The organism is Paraglaciecola mesophila (genome assembly GCF_009906955.1).
GTDB lineage: Bacteria > Pseudomonadota > Gammaproteobacteria > Enterobacterales > Alteromonadaceae > Paraglaciecola > Paraglaciecola mesophila_A.
In genome coordinates, this window is record NZ_CP047656.1 from 2,845,108 (window position 1) to 2,860,614 (window position 15,507).

15 protein-coding genes are annotated in these 15,507 nt (G+C 45.0%); 6 read left to right on the forward strand and 9 right to left on the reverse strand.

Features of this window, described 5'->3' with window-relative positions; translation table 11 throughout:
* Positions 1-26: 26 nt before the first annotated feature.
* The 6 genes from gspG to FX988_RS12275 all read right to left on the reverse strand — a co-directional run bounded on the left by gspG (position 27) and on the right by FX988_RS12275 (position 7,026).
* Positions 27-467, reverse strand: coding sequence for a type II secretion system major pseudopilin GspG (gspG, locus tag FX988_RS12250; protein WP_007983820.1), 441 nt, complete (start codon positions 465-467; stop codon positions 27-29).
* Entirely contained in the window at positions 467-1,687 is a 1,221-nt protein-coding gene (gspF, locus tag FX988_RS12255; RefSeq protein ID WP_160180160.1) for a type II secretion system inner membrane protein GspF, read from the reverse strand. Before gspF ends, gspG begins: the two co-directional genes overlap by 1 nt.
* Before the next feature lies 1 nt (position 1,688).
* On the reverse strand, positions 1,689-3,251 hold the full coding sequence (gspE, locus tag FX988_RS12260; protein ID WP_160180162.1) for a type II secretion system ATPase GspE: 1,563 nt from the start codon (positions 3,249-3,251) through the stop codon (positions 1,689-1,691).
* A 2-nt stretch (positions 3,252-3,253) separates the two neighbouring features.
* Positions 3,254-5,326, reverse strand: coding sequence for a type II secretion system secretin GspD (gene gspD, locus FX988_RS12265; RefSeq protein ID WP_160180164.1), 2,073 nt, complete (start codon positions 5,324-5,326; stop codon positions 3,254-3,256).
* Positions 5,327-5,331: 5 nt separating this feature from the next.
* Positions 5,332-6,225: a type II secretion system protein GspC gene (gspC, locus tag FX988_RS12270; protein ID WP_160180165.1), complete on the reverse strand. Its 894-nt coding sequence runs from the start codon at positions 6,223-6,225 to the stop codon at positions 5,332-5,334.
* Positions 6,226-6,330: 105 nt separating this feature from the next.
* Positions 6,331-7,026: an SDR family oxidoreductase gene (locus FX988_RS12275; protein WP_160180167.1), complete on the reverse strand. Its 696-nt coding sequence runs from the start codon at positions 7,024-7,026 to the stop codon at positions 6,331-6,333.
* A gap of 145 nt (positions 7,027-7,171) precedes the next feature.
* Here FX988_RS12275 and hslR point away from each other — a divergent pair, with 145 nt between their 5' ends.
* Both hslR and hslO read left to right on the forward strand, forming a co-directional pair.
* The gene (gene hslR, locus FX988_RS12280) at positions 7,172-7,588 is read left to right on the forward strand and encodes a ribosome-associated heat shock protein Hsp15 (protein WP_160180169.1); all 417 of its coding nucleotides are present in this window, start codon (positions 7,172-7,174) and stop codon (positions 7,586-7,588) included.
* Between the two features lie 32 nt (positions 7,589-7,620).
* Entirely contained in the window at positions 7,621-8,514 is an 894-nt protein-coding gene (gene hslO, locus FX988_RS12285; protein WP_160180170.1) for an Hsp33 family molecular chaperone HslO, read from the forward strand.
* A gap of 24 nt (positions 8,515-8,538) precedes the next feature.
* On the opposite strand, the gene envZ is transcribed toward hslO, so the two are convergent.
* Both envZ and ompR read right to left on the reverse strand, forming a co-directional pair.
* Positions 8,539-9,837: a two-component system sensor histidine kinase EnvZ gene (gene envZ / locus FX988_RS12290; RefSeq protein WP_160182169.1), complete on the reverse strand. Its 1,299-nt coding sequence runs from the start codon at positions 9,835-9,837 to the stop codon at positions 8,539-8,541.
* A 24-nt stretch (positions 9,838-9,861) separates the two neighbouring features.
* On the reverse strand, positions 9,862-10,584 hold the full coding sequence (ompR, locus tag FX988_RS12295; protein WP_007983803.1) for a two-component system response regulator OmpR: 723 nt from the start codon (positions 10,582-10,584) through the stop codon (positions 9,862-9,864).
* Between the two features lie 379 nt (positions 10,585-10,963).
* Here ompR and FX988_RS12300 point away from each other — a divergent pair, with 379 nt between their 5' ends.
* Both FX988_RS12300 and FX988_RS12305 read left to right on the forward strand, forming a co-directional pair.
* Complete coding sequence (locus FX988_RS12300; RefSeq protein ID WP_049797709.1) at positions 10,964-11,866, forward strand: phosphoribulokinase; 903 nt, start codon at positions 10,964-10,966, stop codon at positions 11,864-11,866.
* A gap of 84 nt (positions 11,867-11,950) precedes the next feature.
* Complete coding sequence (locus FX988_RS12305) at positions 11,951-13,024, forward strand: peptidase M42 (RefSeq protein ID WP_160180172.1); 1,074 nt, start codon at positions 11,951-11,953, stop codon at positions 13,022-13,024.
* 76 nt (positions 13,025-13,100) lie between these two features.
* On the opposite strand, the gene FX988_RS12310 is transcribed toward FX988_RS12305, so the two are convergent.
* Positions 13,101-13,322: a hypothetical protein gene (locus FX988_RS12310; protein ID WP_160180174.1), complete on the reverse strand. Its 222-nt coding sequence runs from the start codon at positions 13,320-13,322 to the stop codon at positions 13,101-13,103.
* Between the two features lie 377 nt (positions 13,323-13,699).
* Here FX988_RS12310 and FX988_RS12315 point away from each other — a divergent pair, with 377 nt between their 5' ends.
* Together FX988_RS12315 and FX988_RS12320 are read left to right on the forward strand one after the other, a co-directional pair.
* Positions 13,700-14,656: a hypothetical protein gene (locus tag FX988_RS12315; protein WP_160180175.1), complete on the forward strand. Its 957-nt coding sequence runs from the start codon at positions 13,700-13,702 to the stop codon at positions 14,654-14,656.
* A 144-nt stretch (positions 14,657-14,800) separates the two neighbouring features.
* A complete protein-coding gene (locus FX988_RS12320; protein WP_160180177.1) occupies positions 14,801-15,505 on the forward strand; it encodes a spondin domain-containing protein in 705 nt (234 codons plus the stop codon).
* The last annotated feature ends 2 nt before the right edge of the window (positions 15,506-15,507 follow it).

The window sequence follows — 15,507 nt, forward strand, 5'->3', positions numbered from 1 at the left end:
AAGAGGCAGCGTGTAGCACCAGAGTGTTAACCTAAATAATCGTTTAGATTCCAGTTACCAATGTCATCATCAGTGCCGGCTTCACCATCAGGTCCGTTTGAAAAAATGTCGATAACACCTACTTCTCCAGGGCTGATGAGCTGATAAGGATTGCCCCAAGGATCTTCAGGTAAGCGCTTAATAAATCCACCCTCTTGATAATTACGTGGAATAGGATCAATAGTAGGAATGGTCACTAATGCGTCAAGCCCCTGCTCGCTGGTAGGAAAAACATTGTTACGCAGCTTGTACATTTCCAATGCACTTTCAAGCTGCTGAATATCCACCGCTGCCTTTTTTAACTGCGCTTGCTCTTGATTACCTAAAATAGACGGCGCGATCATCGATGCCATAATACCAATAATCAATAGCACTACCATGACTTCAATCAAGCTAAAGCCGCGCTGTTTACGTTGTAACGTTTTCATTAAAGATTCACCATGTTATTTAAAGCTAAAATAGGTTGTAGGATGGCCATTACAATAAACAGCACAATTCCTGCCATAGAAACAATCAAAAGCGGTTCAAACACTTTTAAAGACACACCAACTAAGGATTCGAACTCTCTGTCCTGATTATCAGCAGCGCGCCCGAGCATCTGTGTTAACTCACCACTACGTTCACCCGAGGCAATCATGTGCATCATCATAGGCGGAAACATTTTGGTTCGCTCTAACGCAGCTCGCAGGCTTGAGCCCTCTTTTACATTGACTGATGCCCCTTTGACCTCGTCACGAATGTACAAGTTCGCCAGTACATCACTGGAAATTTTCATACTCTCTAACAGAGGCACGGAACTGGAGGTCAGAATACTCAATGTACGAGCAAAGCGCGCGGTATTCAGCCCTTTTGACACTTTACCCAACAAAGGTAAGCCAAGAATAAAGTGATGGTAACGCTTTTTCATCACCGGTTGCTGCAACACGCGCCCAACGATTACCGCCACCACGGCAGAAAATGCAATCAAGGCTAAGCCGTAATTTTGCATCCACTCACTGATACTGATTAAAACTTTGGTGATCGTGGGCAAGTCTTGGCCCATGTGATCAAATTGACCGACAATTTTTGGCACCACCACTGTGAGTAATAAAATGACAATTCCCATCGCGAAGAACATCATCAGCGTTGGGTAGACCATCGCCTGCGTTATTTGACTGCGAGTTTGTTGACGTTTCTCGGTGTAATCCGCTAAGCGATTAAGTACGGTGTCTAAGTGCCCGGACTTTTCGCCTGCTGCAACCATGGCGCGAAATAACTCGTCAAATACATGTGGAAATTCTGCCATAGCATCGGCTAGGTTATAACCCTCTACCACCTTACTGCGCACCGCCATCATCATGTTTTTCTGGCGTGGCTTTTCAGATTGTTGCGCGACAGCCATCAAGGCCTCTTCAATAGGCAGCGAAGACTCCACTAAGGTCGCTAACTGACGCGTAAGTAAGGCTAAATCAGAAGCAGAAATTTTCGGTTTAAACAGGGAAAATTGCTTGGCCGAGCGACGCTCTTTTTCTGCAACTTGCTCTACTTCAAGCGGAATAAGTTGCTGTTCACGCAACTGCTGGCGTATTTGGCGAGCGTTATCGCCCTCAAGTACGCCGCTTTTGTTCTTACCGCTTTTATTAATCGCTTTGTAAGCAAACGCTGCCATTTTAATCTTCTCGCGTTACGCGCAAAACTTCTTCGAGGGAAGTGTCACCGCTTAATACCTTACGGCAGCCATCATCACGAATACTTGGCGTAGTTTGGCGAATGTACTTTTCAATGGCTTGCTCACCGTGGCCGTTATGAATTAGCTCGCGAATACCTTCATCCACAATCAATAATTCGTGAATACCGGTTCTTCCTCGGTATCCGGTGTGGTTACAAGCTGCACAGCCCTTGGGACGACACACATGCTGGCTGTCATCACTGCCAACCGCTACACCCAAAATATTGCATTCTTGTGCACTTGGTTCATACGTGGTCTTGCATTCAGGGCATAGGGTACGCACCAAACGCTGTGATAAAACGGCAAGTAAACTAGATGACAGCAAAAAGGGTTCAATGCCCATGTCTTCTAAGCGAGTAATCGCGCCAGCGGCCGTATTGGTGTGCAATGTAGACATCACCAAGTGACCGGTTAAACTGGCTTGAACACCAATTTGTGCGGTTTCTAAATCACGTATTTCACCCACCATGACCACGTCAGGATCCTGACGTAAAATAGCCCTCAATCCCCTGGCAAATGTCATATCCACTTTGGCGTTAACCTGTGTTTGACCAATGCCTTGCAGGTCAAATTCTATTGGGTCTTCTACCGTCAGAATATTGCGGTCTTTGGAATTAATTTCACTCAAGCCAGCATATAAAGTGGTGGACTTACCTGAACCCGTAGGGCCCGTTACCAAGATAATACCGTGAGGTTTTCGAATTAAGCCTGAAAAATGCCCGCGATTGACTTTGGTCATGCCTAAATCTTCAAGATTTAAACGTACATTATTCTTATCGAGTAAACGCAATACCACGCGCTCGCCGTGACTTGATGGCATGGTTGACACCCTTACATCAACCGCACGCCCCGCGATACGCAGAGTAATACGTCCATCTTGTGGCACACGCTTCTCGGCGATGTCCATTTTCGACATAACCTTAATACGTGAAACCAACATAGAGGCCATCTTACGATTCGGACGAAGAATTTCTCTTAATACGCCATCTACCCTGAAACGCACCAACAGCTGGGATTCAAAGGTTTCAATATGGATGTCAGATGCGCCTTCTTTGATCGCTTCGCCTAACATGGCATTGATCAATTTAATAATCGGCGCATCATCTTCACTTTCTAACAAATCTTCTGTGTCGGGCAACTCTTCTGCTAGCGCAAACAAGTCGCTTTCATTACCAATGTCTTCCATTAACTGCTTGGCCGCGGAAGAATCACGCTGGAAGGCACTGGTCAGCAGCTTTTCAAACTGACTACTCTCTATTTCACACAATTGAAACGCTGCACCTAAAAAGCGCCTCACCTCGGCAAAAATAGCAAAGTCGGTCTCATTCGTATGGTAAAGCAACGCCGGGCTTTCGGCGGTTTCCAGTAGCACCTTATGGCGCTTAGCAAAACTAAAAGCTAGCTGCTTGTGCTCCGCATCTTCTATCGGAGCATCTACATCCGTGCCTGCAGCAACGAGAGCTTGCTCTTCAGCTTCCATGGTACTGATTGATTCTGAGCTCATTGCTACTCATCACCCTCTTTCTCAGTGGCCTTTTCATCTGCTGCTCTTTTTTCCATATATTCACTATAGGAGGGCGGCAATGCCAGTCCATCGTCCCACTCAGGTAACGCTGGGTTTTCAGAAAACGGCATTAAGGGGATCCCTTCGGACTGACGTTTAAGTTGTTCTGCGCGAATATAGTTGTATTTTTTACGGCTAATATCATTTGCTGTTACGCCATCACGAATGATCGTAGGACGTATAAATACCATCAGGTTGCGCTTAGATTTGCTGGTCGTGGTAGACTTAAACAGATTTCCAATAAAGGGTATATCACCCAGAATTGGCACCTTAGATACACTCTCTTGTACGTCATCATCAATTAAACCGCCTAATACAATTGTGCCACCATCATCTACGATAACGTTGGTTTTAATCTCACGTTTGTTGATTAAAATATCTACCGAGGTTGCACCGCTAATACTTGATACTTCTTGCTCTATCAGCAGTTGCACTGCGTTACCTTCGTTGATTTGAGGCGTGACTTTAAGTTTTATACCAATCTCTTGGCGTTCAACCGATTGGAACGGGTTGGTATTATTCGAACCTGTTGTTGAGCCTGTGATAATAGGCACTTCTTGACCCACAATGAAAAACGCTTCTTCGTTATCAAGTGTTGTTAAATGAGGTGTAGATAGGACATTCGAGTTGGTATCTGTACTCACCGCTTGGAGCACTGCACCCCAGCCATCTTTGACCGCGCCGACCAAGAAGCCGTTTACACCGCCCAGTAATGATGCAAGAGCGGTATAATCACCTTCTGTGGTTTCATCAAAGGAATAGGGGTCACCATCGTCGTCAAAGCCGACTGTGGTTGTGGTTGTATCAGATGCTTGTTCTGCAGCGACCGCTAACGAGCCTATACCGACCACGTTACCATTGCTGAACTGTTGTGCGCCGTACTTCTCACTAGCCCATTGCACTCCCACAGTAGTGCCGTCACCTTCAAAGACTTCGACAATAATCGCTTCAACCTGAACCTGTGCTCGGCGAATATCTAATTGACGGATCACGTCCTCTAATGAGCGCATCATATCTGGCTGCGCGGTAATCACCAAGGCGTTAGAGTCTTCGTGCGCCTCAATACTGATATCACCGCGATTAGAGTTACTAGATGACTTAGCAGCACCTTGCTCTTCAGCTTGAATACTGGCACTTACTCCTTGCAACACTTTAACTAATTCTTCTGCTTTAGAGTATTTAAGAAAAATAACCCGTGTATTACCGTTAGTTTCTAACTCTTGGTCCATGCGTTCAATTAAATTTACGATACGTTGGCGGGCTTTAATATCTCCACTGACCATAATGCTGTTCGTTCTATCATCGGCCACAACCCGTGGTGCGTCTTTGCCGCTGGTGTTCGTTTTTCCAGTGGACTTGTTGATACTATCAATGATGCGAACGAGCTCTGATGCCGAGGCAAATTTTAACTTAACAATATCAACTTCTTCATCACCGGCTTTATCAACGCGCTCTATGATTTCGACTAAACGATTCACCACAGCAGCGCGGCCTGTCAGCATCATGACGTTTGATGCGTCGTGGCTCACCACGTTTCCACCGCCAGCTTGATCGTTTAATTGTCTGAGAATAGGAGCTAGTTCCCGCACAGGTACGTTGTATACAGGCATCACCCGAGTGATCATCTCATCACCGTCAAAAGGGGTTCCTTCTACGACGGGTAAGTTAGAGGTCTTAGCGTCTTTTGAACGCACTACCTTGACGATACCGGTGGGCATTTCAACCACGGCATAACCGTATACTTGCAACACGTTTAGGAAGAATTGGTAGTATTGCTCCTCATTTAATAAGTCGTAACTACGCACCGAAATTTTACCCCGCACATTGGGGTCCACTATGATGGTTTTCTTTAAATTCTTACCCACTATATTAATAAATTCACCAATATCAGTGTTTTTAAAATTCGGGGAATATTCATTTGCTGCTACATAGGTTGACGCAGAGAAAAATGCGGCTCCAATAACAAGGCACAAGCTGGGTAAAATATTACGGCTTGTTCGCTGGATAAAATTCATGCTAGTTATTCCTGTTCCGCATCGGGTAAATCTAAAAACAAGGTCAGCAACTCGTCGTTTCGGCTGACCGTAATTTGTAAGGATTGCGCTGCGCGCAACTCGCCCATAGCCTCAACGGCTTGCTGAGGGTCGGTTAAATTTAAACCATTTATATCTGTTATCACGTCACCACTTAATAAGCCTGCCGCTTTAAAAAGTTCAGGCTTTTTACCAGGGCTTACGCGATAGCCTTGTAGCTCGCCATTCTCGCTGTGAGGTGCAACCGAAATAAAATCAGTAAAGTTAGCAGGCTGCTGCTGAAGCATACGAGTGGCATCTATCACATCATCAGACAAGGTAATCACGTTATCTTGTGTAGGGCTGGGAGCCATTTCGGGCGCAGGACGACGGGAGGCGCGAGCTCGTTTTTTATTCGCTTCGTCAAAATCAATCCCATCTAGCATCAGTGTTTCGTTGATCACACCATTTCGAATAATCACTCGGTCGCGGAAAACTTCCCGTAGAGTCGCGTTGGTACCAATTATTTTATCCCCTAAACCATAGGTTTCTTGGCTCCCGCGGTTTTCAATAATCGCTGCCCCCTGCGCCTCTACAGAACTAGCCACTACGCCTGTTAAAGTGAGATTCAATTTGGTCTCAGGCGCATCAGTAACCGTTTGCTCTGTAACAGGAGCGGCTTGAAAATCTCCGAATAAATTCAGTCGCTTTACGGGCAGCAAATCAAGGTTGCTGTTACCGCCTGATGTGATAGGTGTGACGCTCGTAACAGGCAATGCGCTTTGTGCTAACTCTCCCTGAGGCCATACACGCCATGTCAACTCGGCTAAATAAGCCAGCAAAAATATCACCAACAAAGCGACAACAAGACGATTAATCTGCCCTTGATATTTAAGTAGCAATAACCCAAAGTGATTGAAATTATAATTAGTGATAATTCTTGTCTCGCGGTTGAACCATACTGGAAAAAGGTGGTGCGCACTTCAAACGCCTATCATTCATTTTATTTACCAAGGAATGTGCGTGCCTTTTTCATCCATAAAAGTGCCATTATCTGCTTTATTTAAACTATTGATAAGGCCAATAATTTGTCTTACAGCTTCTTTTACTGTACTCGTTGCGTCTTGTCCACCCATGTCTGTTTGCACCCATCCAGGACTAATCGCACAAATGACTTTCTCTGTCTCTTTTAACTGCAATGCCAAGCGCCGTGTAAACATATTTAGCGCCGCCTTACTCATGGCATAAGCGTCAAGGGGAGCTTGGGCAAACTGATTTGTATGAGTAATCGACGCTACGCCTGACGACAATTGAATCACTTTCGCACTCGGGGCTAATGAGTCAAACAATGCCTGACACAGCAAACTAGGCGCTATACTGTTAACCATAAAATTATCAACAAATGCATCTTGCGTCCATTGGCCAAAAGGTTCATTCACGCTAACACCAGCATTGTTTATTAACACGTCTAGTGTGTAATTTCCCGACACATTAGCAGCTAATTGTGAAATTGACGCTTGCGAATGCAGATCTGCACATAAAATCCTTATTCTTGTGTCGTCTAGTGCTTTAAGCGCTAACAACGCCTGCTGACAAGCGCTTTGACGACAAACAGCAATCACTAAATCTCCTTGCGCAAAATACTGTTGGCAGAACCCTAGACCTAATCCACGATTAGCACCTGTGACCAGCACGGTTTTCATGGCTTAGATTTTCCTTTTGAGGCCTGTGGGAGTAACATACATCTCGTCATTATTATTTATTTTTAAGCAATGATAACGAGTCGACAACGGGGTCACAACTCTATTAAGCATTCGTTACGAAAATATTACATATCGGCCATTCTTTATGCCAAACAAAATACAAGACAATAAAAATACACTTACAGAACAAAGTGTTCGCCTAGATAAATGGCTTTGGGCTGCGCGTTTTTTTAAAACTCGCGCACTAGCCAGAGACGCCGTTATGTCTGGCAAAATCAGTTACAATGGGCAACGCTGTAAACCGAGTAAAACGGTAGAGCTCGGGGTTACGATAAAAGTTCCTCAAGGATACGACGTTAAAGAGATCATCGTGTTAGAATTAGCCCAACATCGACGTTCAGCCCCTTTAGCGCAGCGGATGTTTGAAGAGACGCCAGAAAGCTTAGCGCTGCGCGAAAAAAATGGCGAAATGCGCAAATTGAGTGCTTTTCACAGTCCCAAACCTGACCAGCGCCCAGACAAAAAGCAACGTAGACAAATTATCCAACTTAAACACCAGTGATCAGCGTGTTGCTGATCCATTGAGAACTTACTATGTCATTTGACCAACTTCACCGTTATCTTTTCAATAAAGCCCATGTGCGAGGCGAGCTCGTTCGACTGGAAAATAGCTACCAATCCATTTTAGATTCTTATGCTTACCCGCCCGTTATACAAAAACTGCTCGGCGAATTGATGGCGGCAACATCACTTTTAACGGCGACATTAAAATTCGAAGGGGATATCGCTCTGCAGTTGCAAAGTGACGGACCAGTAAATTATGCCGTTATCAATGGTACGCATGATCAGCAATTACGCGGTGTCGCTCGCTGGGACGAATCATTGACAGAACTGCCTACTGACTTTAGCCAGTTATTTCAAAAAGGCGTGTTGGTTATTACCATTACCCCTACAGATGGTGAGCGCTACCAAGGTATGGTGGCGTTAGACAAACCGACATTAGCTGAATGTATCGAAGGTTATTTTCAACAATCAGAGCAATTGGCAACCAAGGTGATCCTGCGTACACAGCAAACCAACACCAGCGCCAAAGCGTGCGGCATGTTTTTGCAGATTTTGCCCACCAGTAGCCAAGCCACAATTGCAGAAGATACTGGTTTTGACCACTTGTCTAAATTGACCGAAACGATTAAAGATGAAGAGCTGTTCAACTTGCCTGCAGAAGATATTTTGTATCGCCTGTATCATCAAGAAGATGTTGAAGTTTATGCCCCTGCAGACATCATATTTAAGTGCAGTTGTAGCCGAGAGCGTAGTGCAAATGCATTGGCGGCGGTAGAAAAAAGCGAGCTATTGAATATTGTTGCCACGGAAGGAGCAATTAAAATGAACTGTCAGTACTGCCATACAGAATACCGGTTCGATGAAATCGATGTGCATGCCATCCATGCTGGCACTTTTGCGATGGACACACAAAACGATCAGTAATGTTTCACCACTTGCCCTTGCGCGTTAAGGGCAAGTATGAGGAATAAAGATACTCGCTATCAAACCACCTTCAGGGTGGTTTTTTAATGTCACTTCGCCGCTGTGCATATCGACAATTCGTTTAATAATCGCCAAGCCCAAGCCAGATCCCAAACTGCCTCGGGCTTTGTCACCTTGGGTAAAGGGCTTAAATAGGCCTTCAATTTGCGTATCGGGAATACCTGGGCCAAAGTCACGGATCGAGAAAAACAGAAGGTTACGCGCCTTGTCATAACCGGAATGAATTTCGATATCTTCGCTCCCATACCGAAAGGCATTTTCAATCAAATTATCCAATACCCGTTTTAGCGCTATTCGGCGCATGCAAGCTGTTGGAATAGGCTTTAAGTGGAGGTGTATATTATGGTGTTCTTCTATATTACGTACTTGCACTGCATCGCGGATAAGGTCATTAACATCCACACTGACCATACTTTCTTGCTGATCTTGGCGCACATAGTTAATGAACTGATCGATAATTTCATTCATATCTTCAATGTCGTTCACTATGCCTTCTTTCAACCAGTCCTGTGCTTCAGGGAGCATTTCAGTCGCCAAGCGAATACGCGTCAACGGTGTACGTAAATCGTGGGATATACCTGCGGTTAACAGCGCTCTGTCATCTTCCAGTTGTTTAATGCCTTTGGCCATCTGGTTAAATGCTTGTGTCACCGCCATCAGTTCCGTTGAACCCTGGGCTTCTAACGGAGGGGGAATATTTCCGCGCCCAACGTCAATCGCAGCGTGCTGTAACGCTTGTAGTGGTTTGTTCAGCCTACGCACGAATATCCAACCACCTGCCACACTTAAAATTCCAATCACTAGCAAATAGATGGTCAGCGGAGAAATGTCAGATTCACCATGGCTTAACATGGGAATGGTCACCCACACACTGGGGTCTTGAGGCGGTTTAACCCAGACTAAATAAGGATTACCTTGAGTGATACGTACTTCTGACTCTCCACCCAGCTTTAAGCTCATTTGGCGAGACAGATAAGGGTAGTAAATCGCTTGTTCTACGCCTTCTGCTTGTGCCTGCTCATTACTTAGTAAACGCATGCCAGTTGCCGCAAAAAAGCGTTTATGCAATTCTGGATCTTTATGGTCAATTTCTTCAATAAAAACTAAATTGATTTGAGTGGCCAACAAGTTATTGATTTGCTGGTAACTGGGGCGAATAAAATAATAGGTCACGGACAAATACGATACCACTTGATTGATCAGTAACAACATACCAATTAGCAGTACCGTTTGTCCAAACGCACTTTTAGGAAGGAATCTCACGTTCAATAAATACGCTAGGGTTAACTAGGCTCCGCCACCGTCAGGTACGAACACATAACCCAAGCCCCACACCGTTTGAATGTATCGCGGATTTGCAGGATCTTCTTCTAGCATACGGCGCAAACGTGATACTTGCACATCGATACTACGTTCAAGCGCACTGTAATCACGGCCACGTGCCAAGTTCATCAGCTTGTCCCGAGAAAGCGGCTCACGCGGGTGCGTTACCAGCGATTTAAGCACAGCGAATTCGCCACTGGTTAATGTCATCGGCGTACCTTCGCTAGACATTTCCCGCGTACCCAAATTCAATTTAAATTTACCAAATTCTACTATCTGCTCTGCATGAGACGGTGCCCCTGGTGCTTCAACAACCTTACGGCGCAGTACTGCTTTTACCCGTGCCAATAACTCCCGAGGGTTAAATGGTTTAGGCAAATAATCATCAGCCCCCATTTCAAGGCCAATGATACGGTCAACTTCATCGCCTTTGGCGGTGAGCATCACGATGGGAATTTCATTCTCTTTCTGACGCAGGCGACGACAAATAGACAAGCCGTCTTCTCCTGGTAACATTAAATCAAGTACCATTAAATGGAAGTTTTCACGCTCTAGCATGCGATCCATTTGTTCTGCGTTAGCAGCAGCACGTACCTGATAACCTTGCTCGACCAAATAACGTTCCAGCAAGCTACGTAAACGCATATCATCATCTACGACTAAAATTTTTGTGGTTTCTTGTCCCATTATTGGATCCCTTTATCACAGTAACGCCACTATAAGGTAAAGCGCTGAAATTCCAAAGCATCCTCTGTGTTTAGCCTTCCTTGGTTTGTTACAAAGTTTGTCCCTAGAACCCGTCATAGCGCAGCCGCAGCGGATGAGTTGTTACATTTGAAGCCTAAATTCAAGCCGTTAGTCAATTTGGACTGCATGTCCAAGCAAAACAATCTATACCAGCTGCTAATATCAGGTAGACCTGTCCTACTGCCTCTAACAAGGCCATAATTGGCACTTTAGGCGGGTGAGCTTTTCTCATGGCCTCTCAACTAAATACGAATAGCACTTGACCCAAACCAGCGCCTTGCATTTAAATGGTATTCAATTTTTCCATCAAGAAACTTACATGTCAGTAAAACACCCGATTATTGCAATCACTGGTTCTTCTGGGGCCGGCACCACATCAACCACAAATGCGATCCGTCATATTTTTCGCAATTTGTCGGTTAATGCCGCGGTAGTCGCAGGCGATAGCTTTCACCGTTTTACCCGCCCAGAGATGGAAGTCGAAATCCGTAAAGCCCAAGAACAAGGGCGTCATATCAGCTATTTCGGGCCCAAAGCCAACGACTTTGTGATGTTAGAGCAACTGTTCAGTGAATACGCAGAAACAGGTCGTGGCAAACACCGCCATTACTTGCATTCTTTCGATGAAGCGGTGCCTTTTAATCAAATGCCAGGTACCTTCACGCCTTGGCAAGAATTACCAACCAACACAGATGTACTCTTTTATGAAGGGCTACACGGTGGTGTGGTTACCGAAGAAGCCGATGTTGCTACCCATGTAGACTTACTGGTTGGCATGGTACCCATTGTAAATTTAGAGTGGATCCAGAAAATAGTCCGTGACACCGCAGAGCGTGGGCATTCGCGTGAAGCCGTTATGAGCAGTATTGTGCGTAGTCTAGATGACTACTTTCAGTACATTACACCGCAGTTTTCTCGTACCCACGTCAATTTTCAGCGAGTGCCCACTGTCGATACCTCAAATCCATTTAGCGCGCGGGAGATACCCAGCCAAGATGAAAGCTTTGTAGTGGTGCGTTTTCGCCGAGAAATGAAAACGGTTAATTACCCCTATCTGCTGCAAATGATCGACGGGGCGTTTATGTCTCGTATCAATACCTTGGTGGTGCCCGGTGGTAAAATGGGATTAGCCATGGAGCTTATCCTCACACCTTTATTAGAAGAAATTCTTGATAAAAAGCGCCGAGCCGGTTTTCAGATGGATTGGGTTTCAGATAAATAATTTCAATTAGCGAACAACATGGTATAACCCTGCTTTAGATTGTCACAGTTGCCCAAAGGGCCAAACAAAGTTAGGTCGTATGCCATGCCCCATTCATATGCTCATGCAGATTTGCCATCCAGTTTTATAGAGTTGCTCAGCAGTCTCATGCGCAGCCCCAGCGTTGTGGGCGCTGAACATTCATTTTTTCGCGTGCTGCAACGTGAACTAGAAGAGCGCGGAGCAAAAGTGACTTGGTATGAAGGGTTATTGGTCGCCCAAGGAAATGCGCCTGATAGCCTAATGTTTTCCGCACACATAGACCGTCACGGGTTAGTCTGTACCGGCCCGAACGAATTTCAATACGCCGCTTTTGTCGCGGGAGCACGTTCAGACTTATTAGGCAACTCAGTCAGCGAAAGCTTAATGCGAAAAATTGTTGATCGCTTCGACGGTGAGTCAGTATACGCCTATGAGCCTTGGTCTGGAGCGTATCGAGGAAGAGGGGAAATAAAAGGCGCCTATATTTGTGAAAACAGAAACAATTTGATTTTCGAGGTTGATGGCTTAGAACACGTGGTGGCGGGCACACCTGTCGCCTTCACTGATAAGTTGAATATCACCGAGCACGCATTGGTAGGTCAACTTGATAATATTTTAACCACCGCCGCATTGGTCCACCTGTTTGAAGAAGGGTTTCAAGGTACTGCTTTTTTCACCGCTCAAGAAGAGGCAGGCAAGAGTTGGCGCTATTTGTTGGAGTGGTTTAGGCGCTTTGGCGGCTCTACCAACCAACTGATCGTGGTAGACACAAGCCCTTACCCTGACCTACCAAGCGCAGCCCAAAATAACCTTATTTTACGGCATAAAGACGCTAACGCTGTGTTCAACCCTAGGCTAACCGAGCGTTTGGTGGCTGAATGTCAGGCCCTTGGCTTGAGCTATCAATTTAAAGATACTTATGTTGAAGCAATAAATGCCAAGCTCATCGCCAACGGTGACGCGTCACATTCACTGGGAGCCACAGAGTTAGGGCGAATCATCTCAGCCTCAAATGGCTTGGTGGATGGCACCACGCTGCAAGTCCCTTCATCGGGTTATCACACAATGCAAGAGTCGGCACCTGTGTCTTCTGTTGTTGCGTTTTTGCATATGCTGAGTCGCTTAGCAAAGAACTAGCTTGACCAACCAATTGCTTACATGTGAAAAAGCCACGCACAATGGCGTGGCTTCGCGATTTATACCAAGAACTGGCTTAGATTTTTTCTACTTTTTGATAACCTTCGTTGGTTAATTCGTTGTTTACACATTCAAGTAAAAACGCATTGAGGCTTTGACCATCAGTTCCGTCTTCTTCTGCAATATCATTACAATACTGCTTTAACTCAGCAATGAGTGCTGCATCGGCAACATCGCCTTCGTCAGCAACCGCACCAAACAATGTCAGTGATAACATCAATCCTAGTAAAAATTTCATAAATTCCTCACCAAAATAAGGATGCCTTACGGCGATATTAGAGCATATTCTTGCAGTGACAAATGGCTGCAATCGGCAGATTTTTACGCCCAATTTCACATCTGGTCAAGATAAATTTAACGTCATTTTAAATATTTGTTTACCACCCTTTAAGGATGAAATTTAATTCAACAATATCAACACGTTGCAGTTGTAAATCCACACCACCAACAGTGCCCATTAAGTCTCTATTTGGCGACATATAAATTTGCAATTTAGTACAATTTCATACCAAGTGGTTGCCGTTACACTTTTTTGCATTTTGCCTACTAATATTGGCACATTTTATTATCCGATAACGGTATACTTAGCTCACCGTAGCAAATCTATGACTTTCCATGCTGACCAAAAAATCCATCACCTATCTCGTTCTAGCAACAGCTGTCGTGTTCGTTGCGGTGCAAGGCTACCGCGTATGGTTGCTTAACAGTGTTAAATTCATCAGCTTTGATAGTCGCCTAAAAGAAATATCTGGTATCGAGTTTGATAAAAGACAGCGTTTGTGGGCAATAAATGACGGCGGTGACGAACCACGTTTGTATCAGCTAGATGATACAGGCGACATCGTGCGCAGCATCAAGATCACGAATGCCAAAAACTCAGATTGGGAAGACATGACCCAAGACTACTTTGGTCACTTTTTTATTGGTGATTTTGGCAATAATGACAACGATCGAGAATGGTTAACTATCTATAAAATTGAAAACCCTATCGACATTAAAGGCGAAACTACCACAGCTGAAATTATAAAGTTCACCTACCCCAAATTTAAAGCTATCAAGGGTGAGAAGCCACGTAAGAATGTCCATTATGATGTTGAAGCCTTTATTTATTTTAAGCGCAATCTTTATCTGTTTACCAAAAATCGTTCTAGTCCGTTTGACGGTAAAACACGCCTGTATAAAATAGGTGATCACGCTGCAAATTTCGATGCCGAATATATCAACGAGTTCTCGACGTGTACCATTATTAAAGAACTATGTTGGGTCACCTCTGCGGCACTTAGCCCGGATCGCACTAAGCTGGTATTACTCGACTCAGAGCGTCTTTGGTTGTTTGAAAACTGGAAAGGTGACGACTTCTTTTCAGGTGACGCTTATCAAATTGACTTAGGGATCGTCACGCAAAAGGAAGCGGTAACCTTTGCTGCTGACAACAACACCATTATATTTACCGACGAAGTGTTTAATGGCATCGGTGGAAATGGTTACAGTATTCAGTTGGACAAAGCGAAAAAAATTCCCGTCAGAAAGCAGATAAAAAGACTAAGCAAAACAAAATCAACATCAGACTAATACCCCGATATTACTCACCAACTACGCTTGTTTAGTCTTGTGATAACACGAGAACACATTCGTTTTTTTTCTGTGATACTTTCGGGATAGTTTCCTCTCAGTATGGATAGTGTACTAACACTAATTCACTACTGAGGAACAATCATGAAGCGTATTAACATCTTATCTGCAGCGGCTATGCTGGCATTGACAAGTCAACAAAGTTTGGCGGCTGATATCAGCGTAGAAATTCAAAATTTAACCCACGGCCTGTATTTCACGCCTATTGCCGCGGTAGTACACACCCCAGATGCAAGCTTGTTTGAAGTAGGAGAAGCGGCAAGCACAGAACTACAAATGATGGCCGAAGGTGGCAGTATCGATGGCATCACTACCCTTGCCTCTGCAGCCGGTGCAGATATGATCGCCAACCCAGCAGGTGGATTACTTGCCCCGACGATGAGCACATCAGCTGACGTCATGACCACAGACGGTAACCTAATGCTATCAGTGGTAGCGATGATTTTACCGTCTAACGATGGCTTCGTTGGTTTAGACAATTGGGAAATTCCAACCGAAGCAGGTACATATACCGTATTTCTCAATGCTTACGATGCCGGCACCGAAGCCAATGACGAATTACGTGGTAGCGGTGAACCCGGTATGCCAGGAATGCCTGTTCCTCCACCTTTAGACCCATTACTAGGTACTGGCGGTAGCGGCGTAGCCGGTGCTGACACCAATGCGACGGTACACATTCACCGCGGCAACATTGGTGATGATTCAATGACTGATGGCACAAGCGATGTAAACAACGCCGTTCATCGTTGGTTGAACCCAGTCGCGAAAGTAACAGTAACCGTCAGATAAGG

Coding starts and splice junctions, on each gene's coding strand:
- gspG (WP_007983820.1), bottom strand. CDS start 467: ATGAAAACGTTACAACGTAAACAGCGCGGCTTTAGCTTGATTGAAGTC.
- gspF (WP_160180160.1), bottom strand. CDS start 1,687: ATGGCAGCGTTTGCTTACAAAGCGATTAATAAAAGCGGTAAGAACAAA.
- gspE (WP_160180162.1), bottom strand. CDS start 3,251: ATGAGCTCAGAATCAATCAGTACCATGGAAGCTGAAGAGCAAGCTCTC.
- gspD (WP_160180164.1), bottom strand. CDS start 5,326: ATGAATTTTATCCAGCGAACAAGCCGTAATATTTTACCCAGCTTGTGC.
- FX988_RS12275 (WP_160180167.1), bottom strand. CDS start 7,026: ATGAAAACCGTGCTGGTCACAGGTGCTAATCGTGGATTAGGTCTAGGG.
- hslR (WP_160180169.1), top strand. CDS start 7,172: ATGCCAAACAAAATACAAGACAATAAAAATACACTTACAGAACAAAGT.
- hslO (WP_160180170.1), top strand. CDS start 7,621: ATGTCATTTGACCAACTTCACCGTTATCTTTTCAATAAAGCCCATGTG.
- ompR (WP_007983803.1), bottom strand. CDS start 10,584: ATGGGACAAGAAACCACAAAAATTTTAGTCGTAGATGATGATATGCGT.
- FX988_RS12300 (WP_049797709.1), top strand. CDS start 10,964: ATGTCAGTAAAACACCCGATTATTGCAATCACTGGTTCTTCTGGGGCC.
- FX988_RS12305 (WP_160180172.1), top strand. CDS start 11,951: ATGCCCCATTCATATGCTCATGCAGATTTGCCATCCAGTTTTATAGAG.
- FX988_RS12310 (WP_160180174.1), bottom strand. CDS start 13,322: ATGAAATTTTTACTAGGATTGATGTTATCACTGACATTGTTTGGTGCG.
- FX988_RS12315 (WP_160180175.1), top strand. CDS start 13,700: ATGCTGACCAAAAAATCCATCACCTATCTCGTTCTAGCAACAGCTGTC.
- FX988_RS12320 (WP_160180177.1), top strand. CDS start 14,801: ATGAAGCGTATTAACATCTTATCTGCAGCGGCTATGCTGGCATTGACA.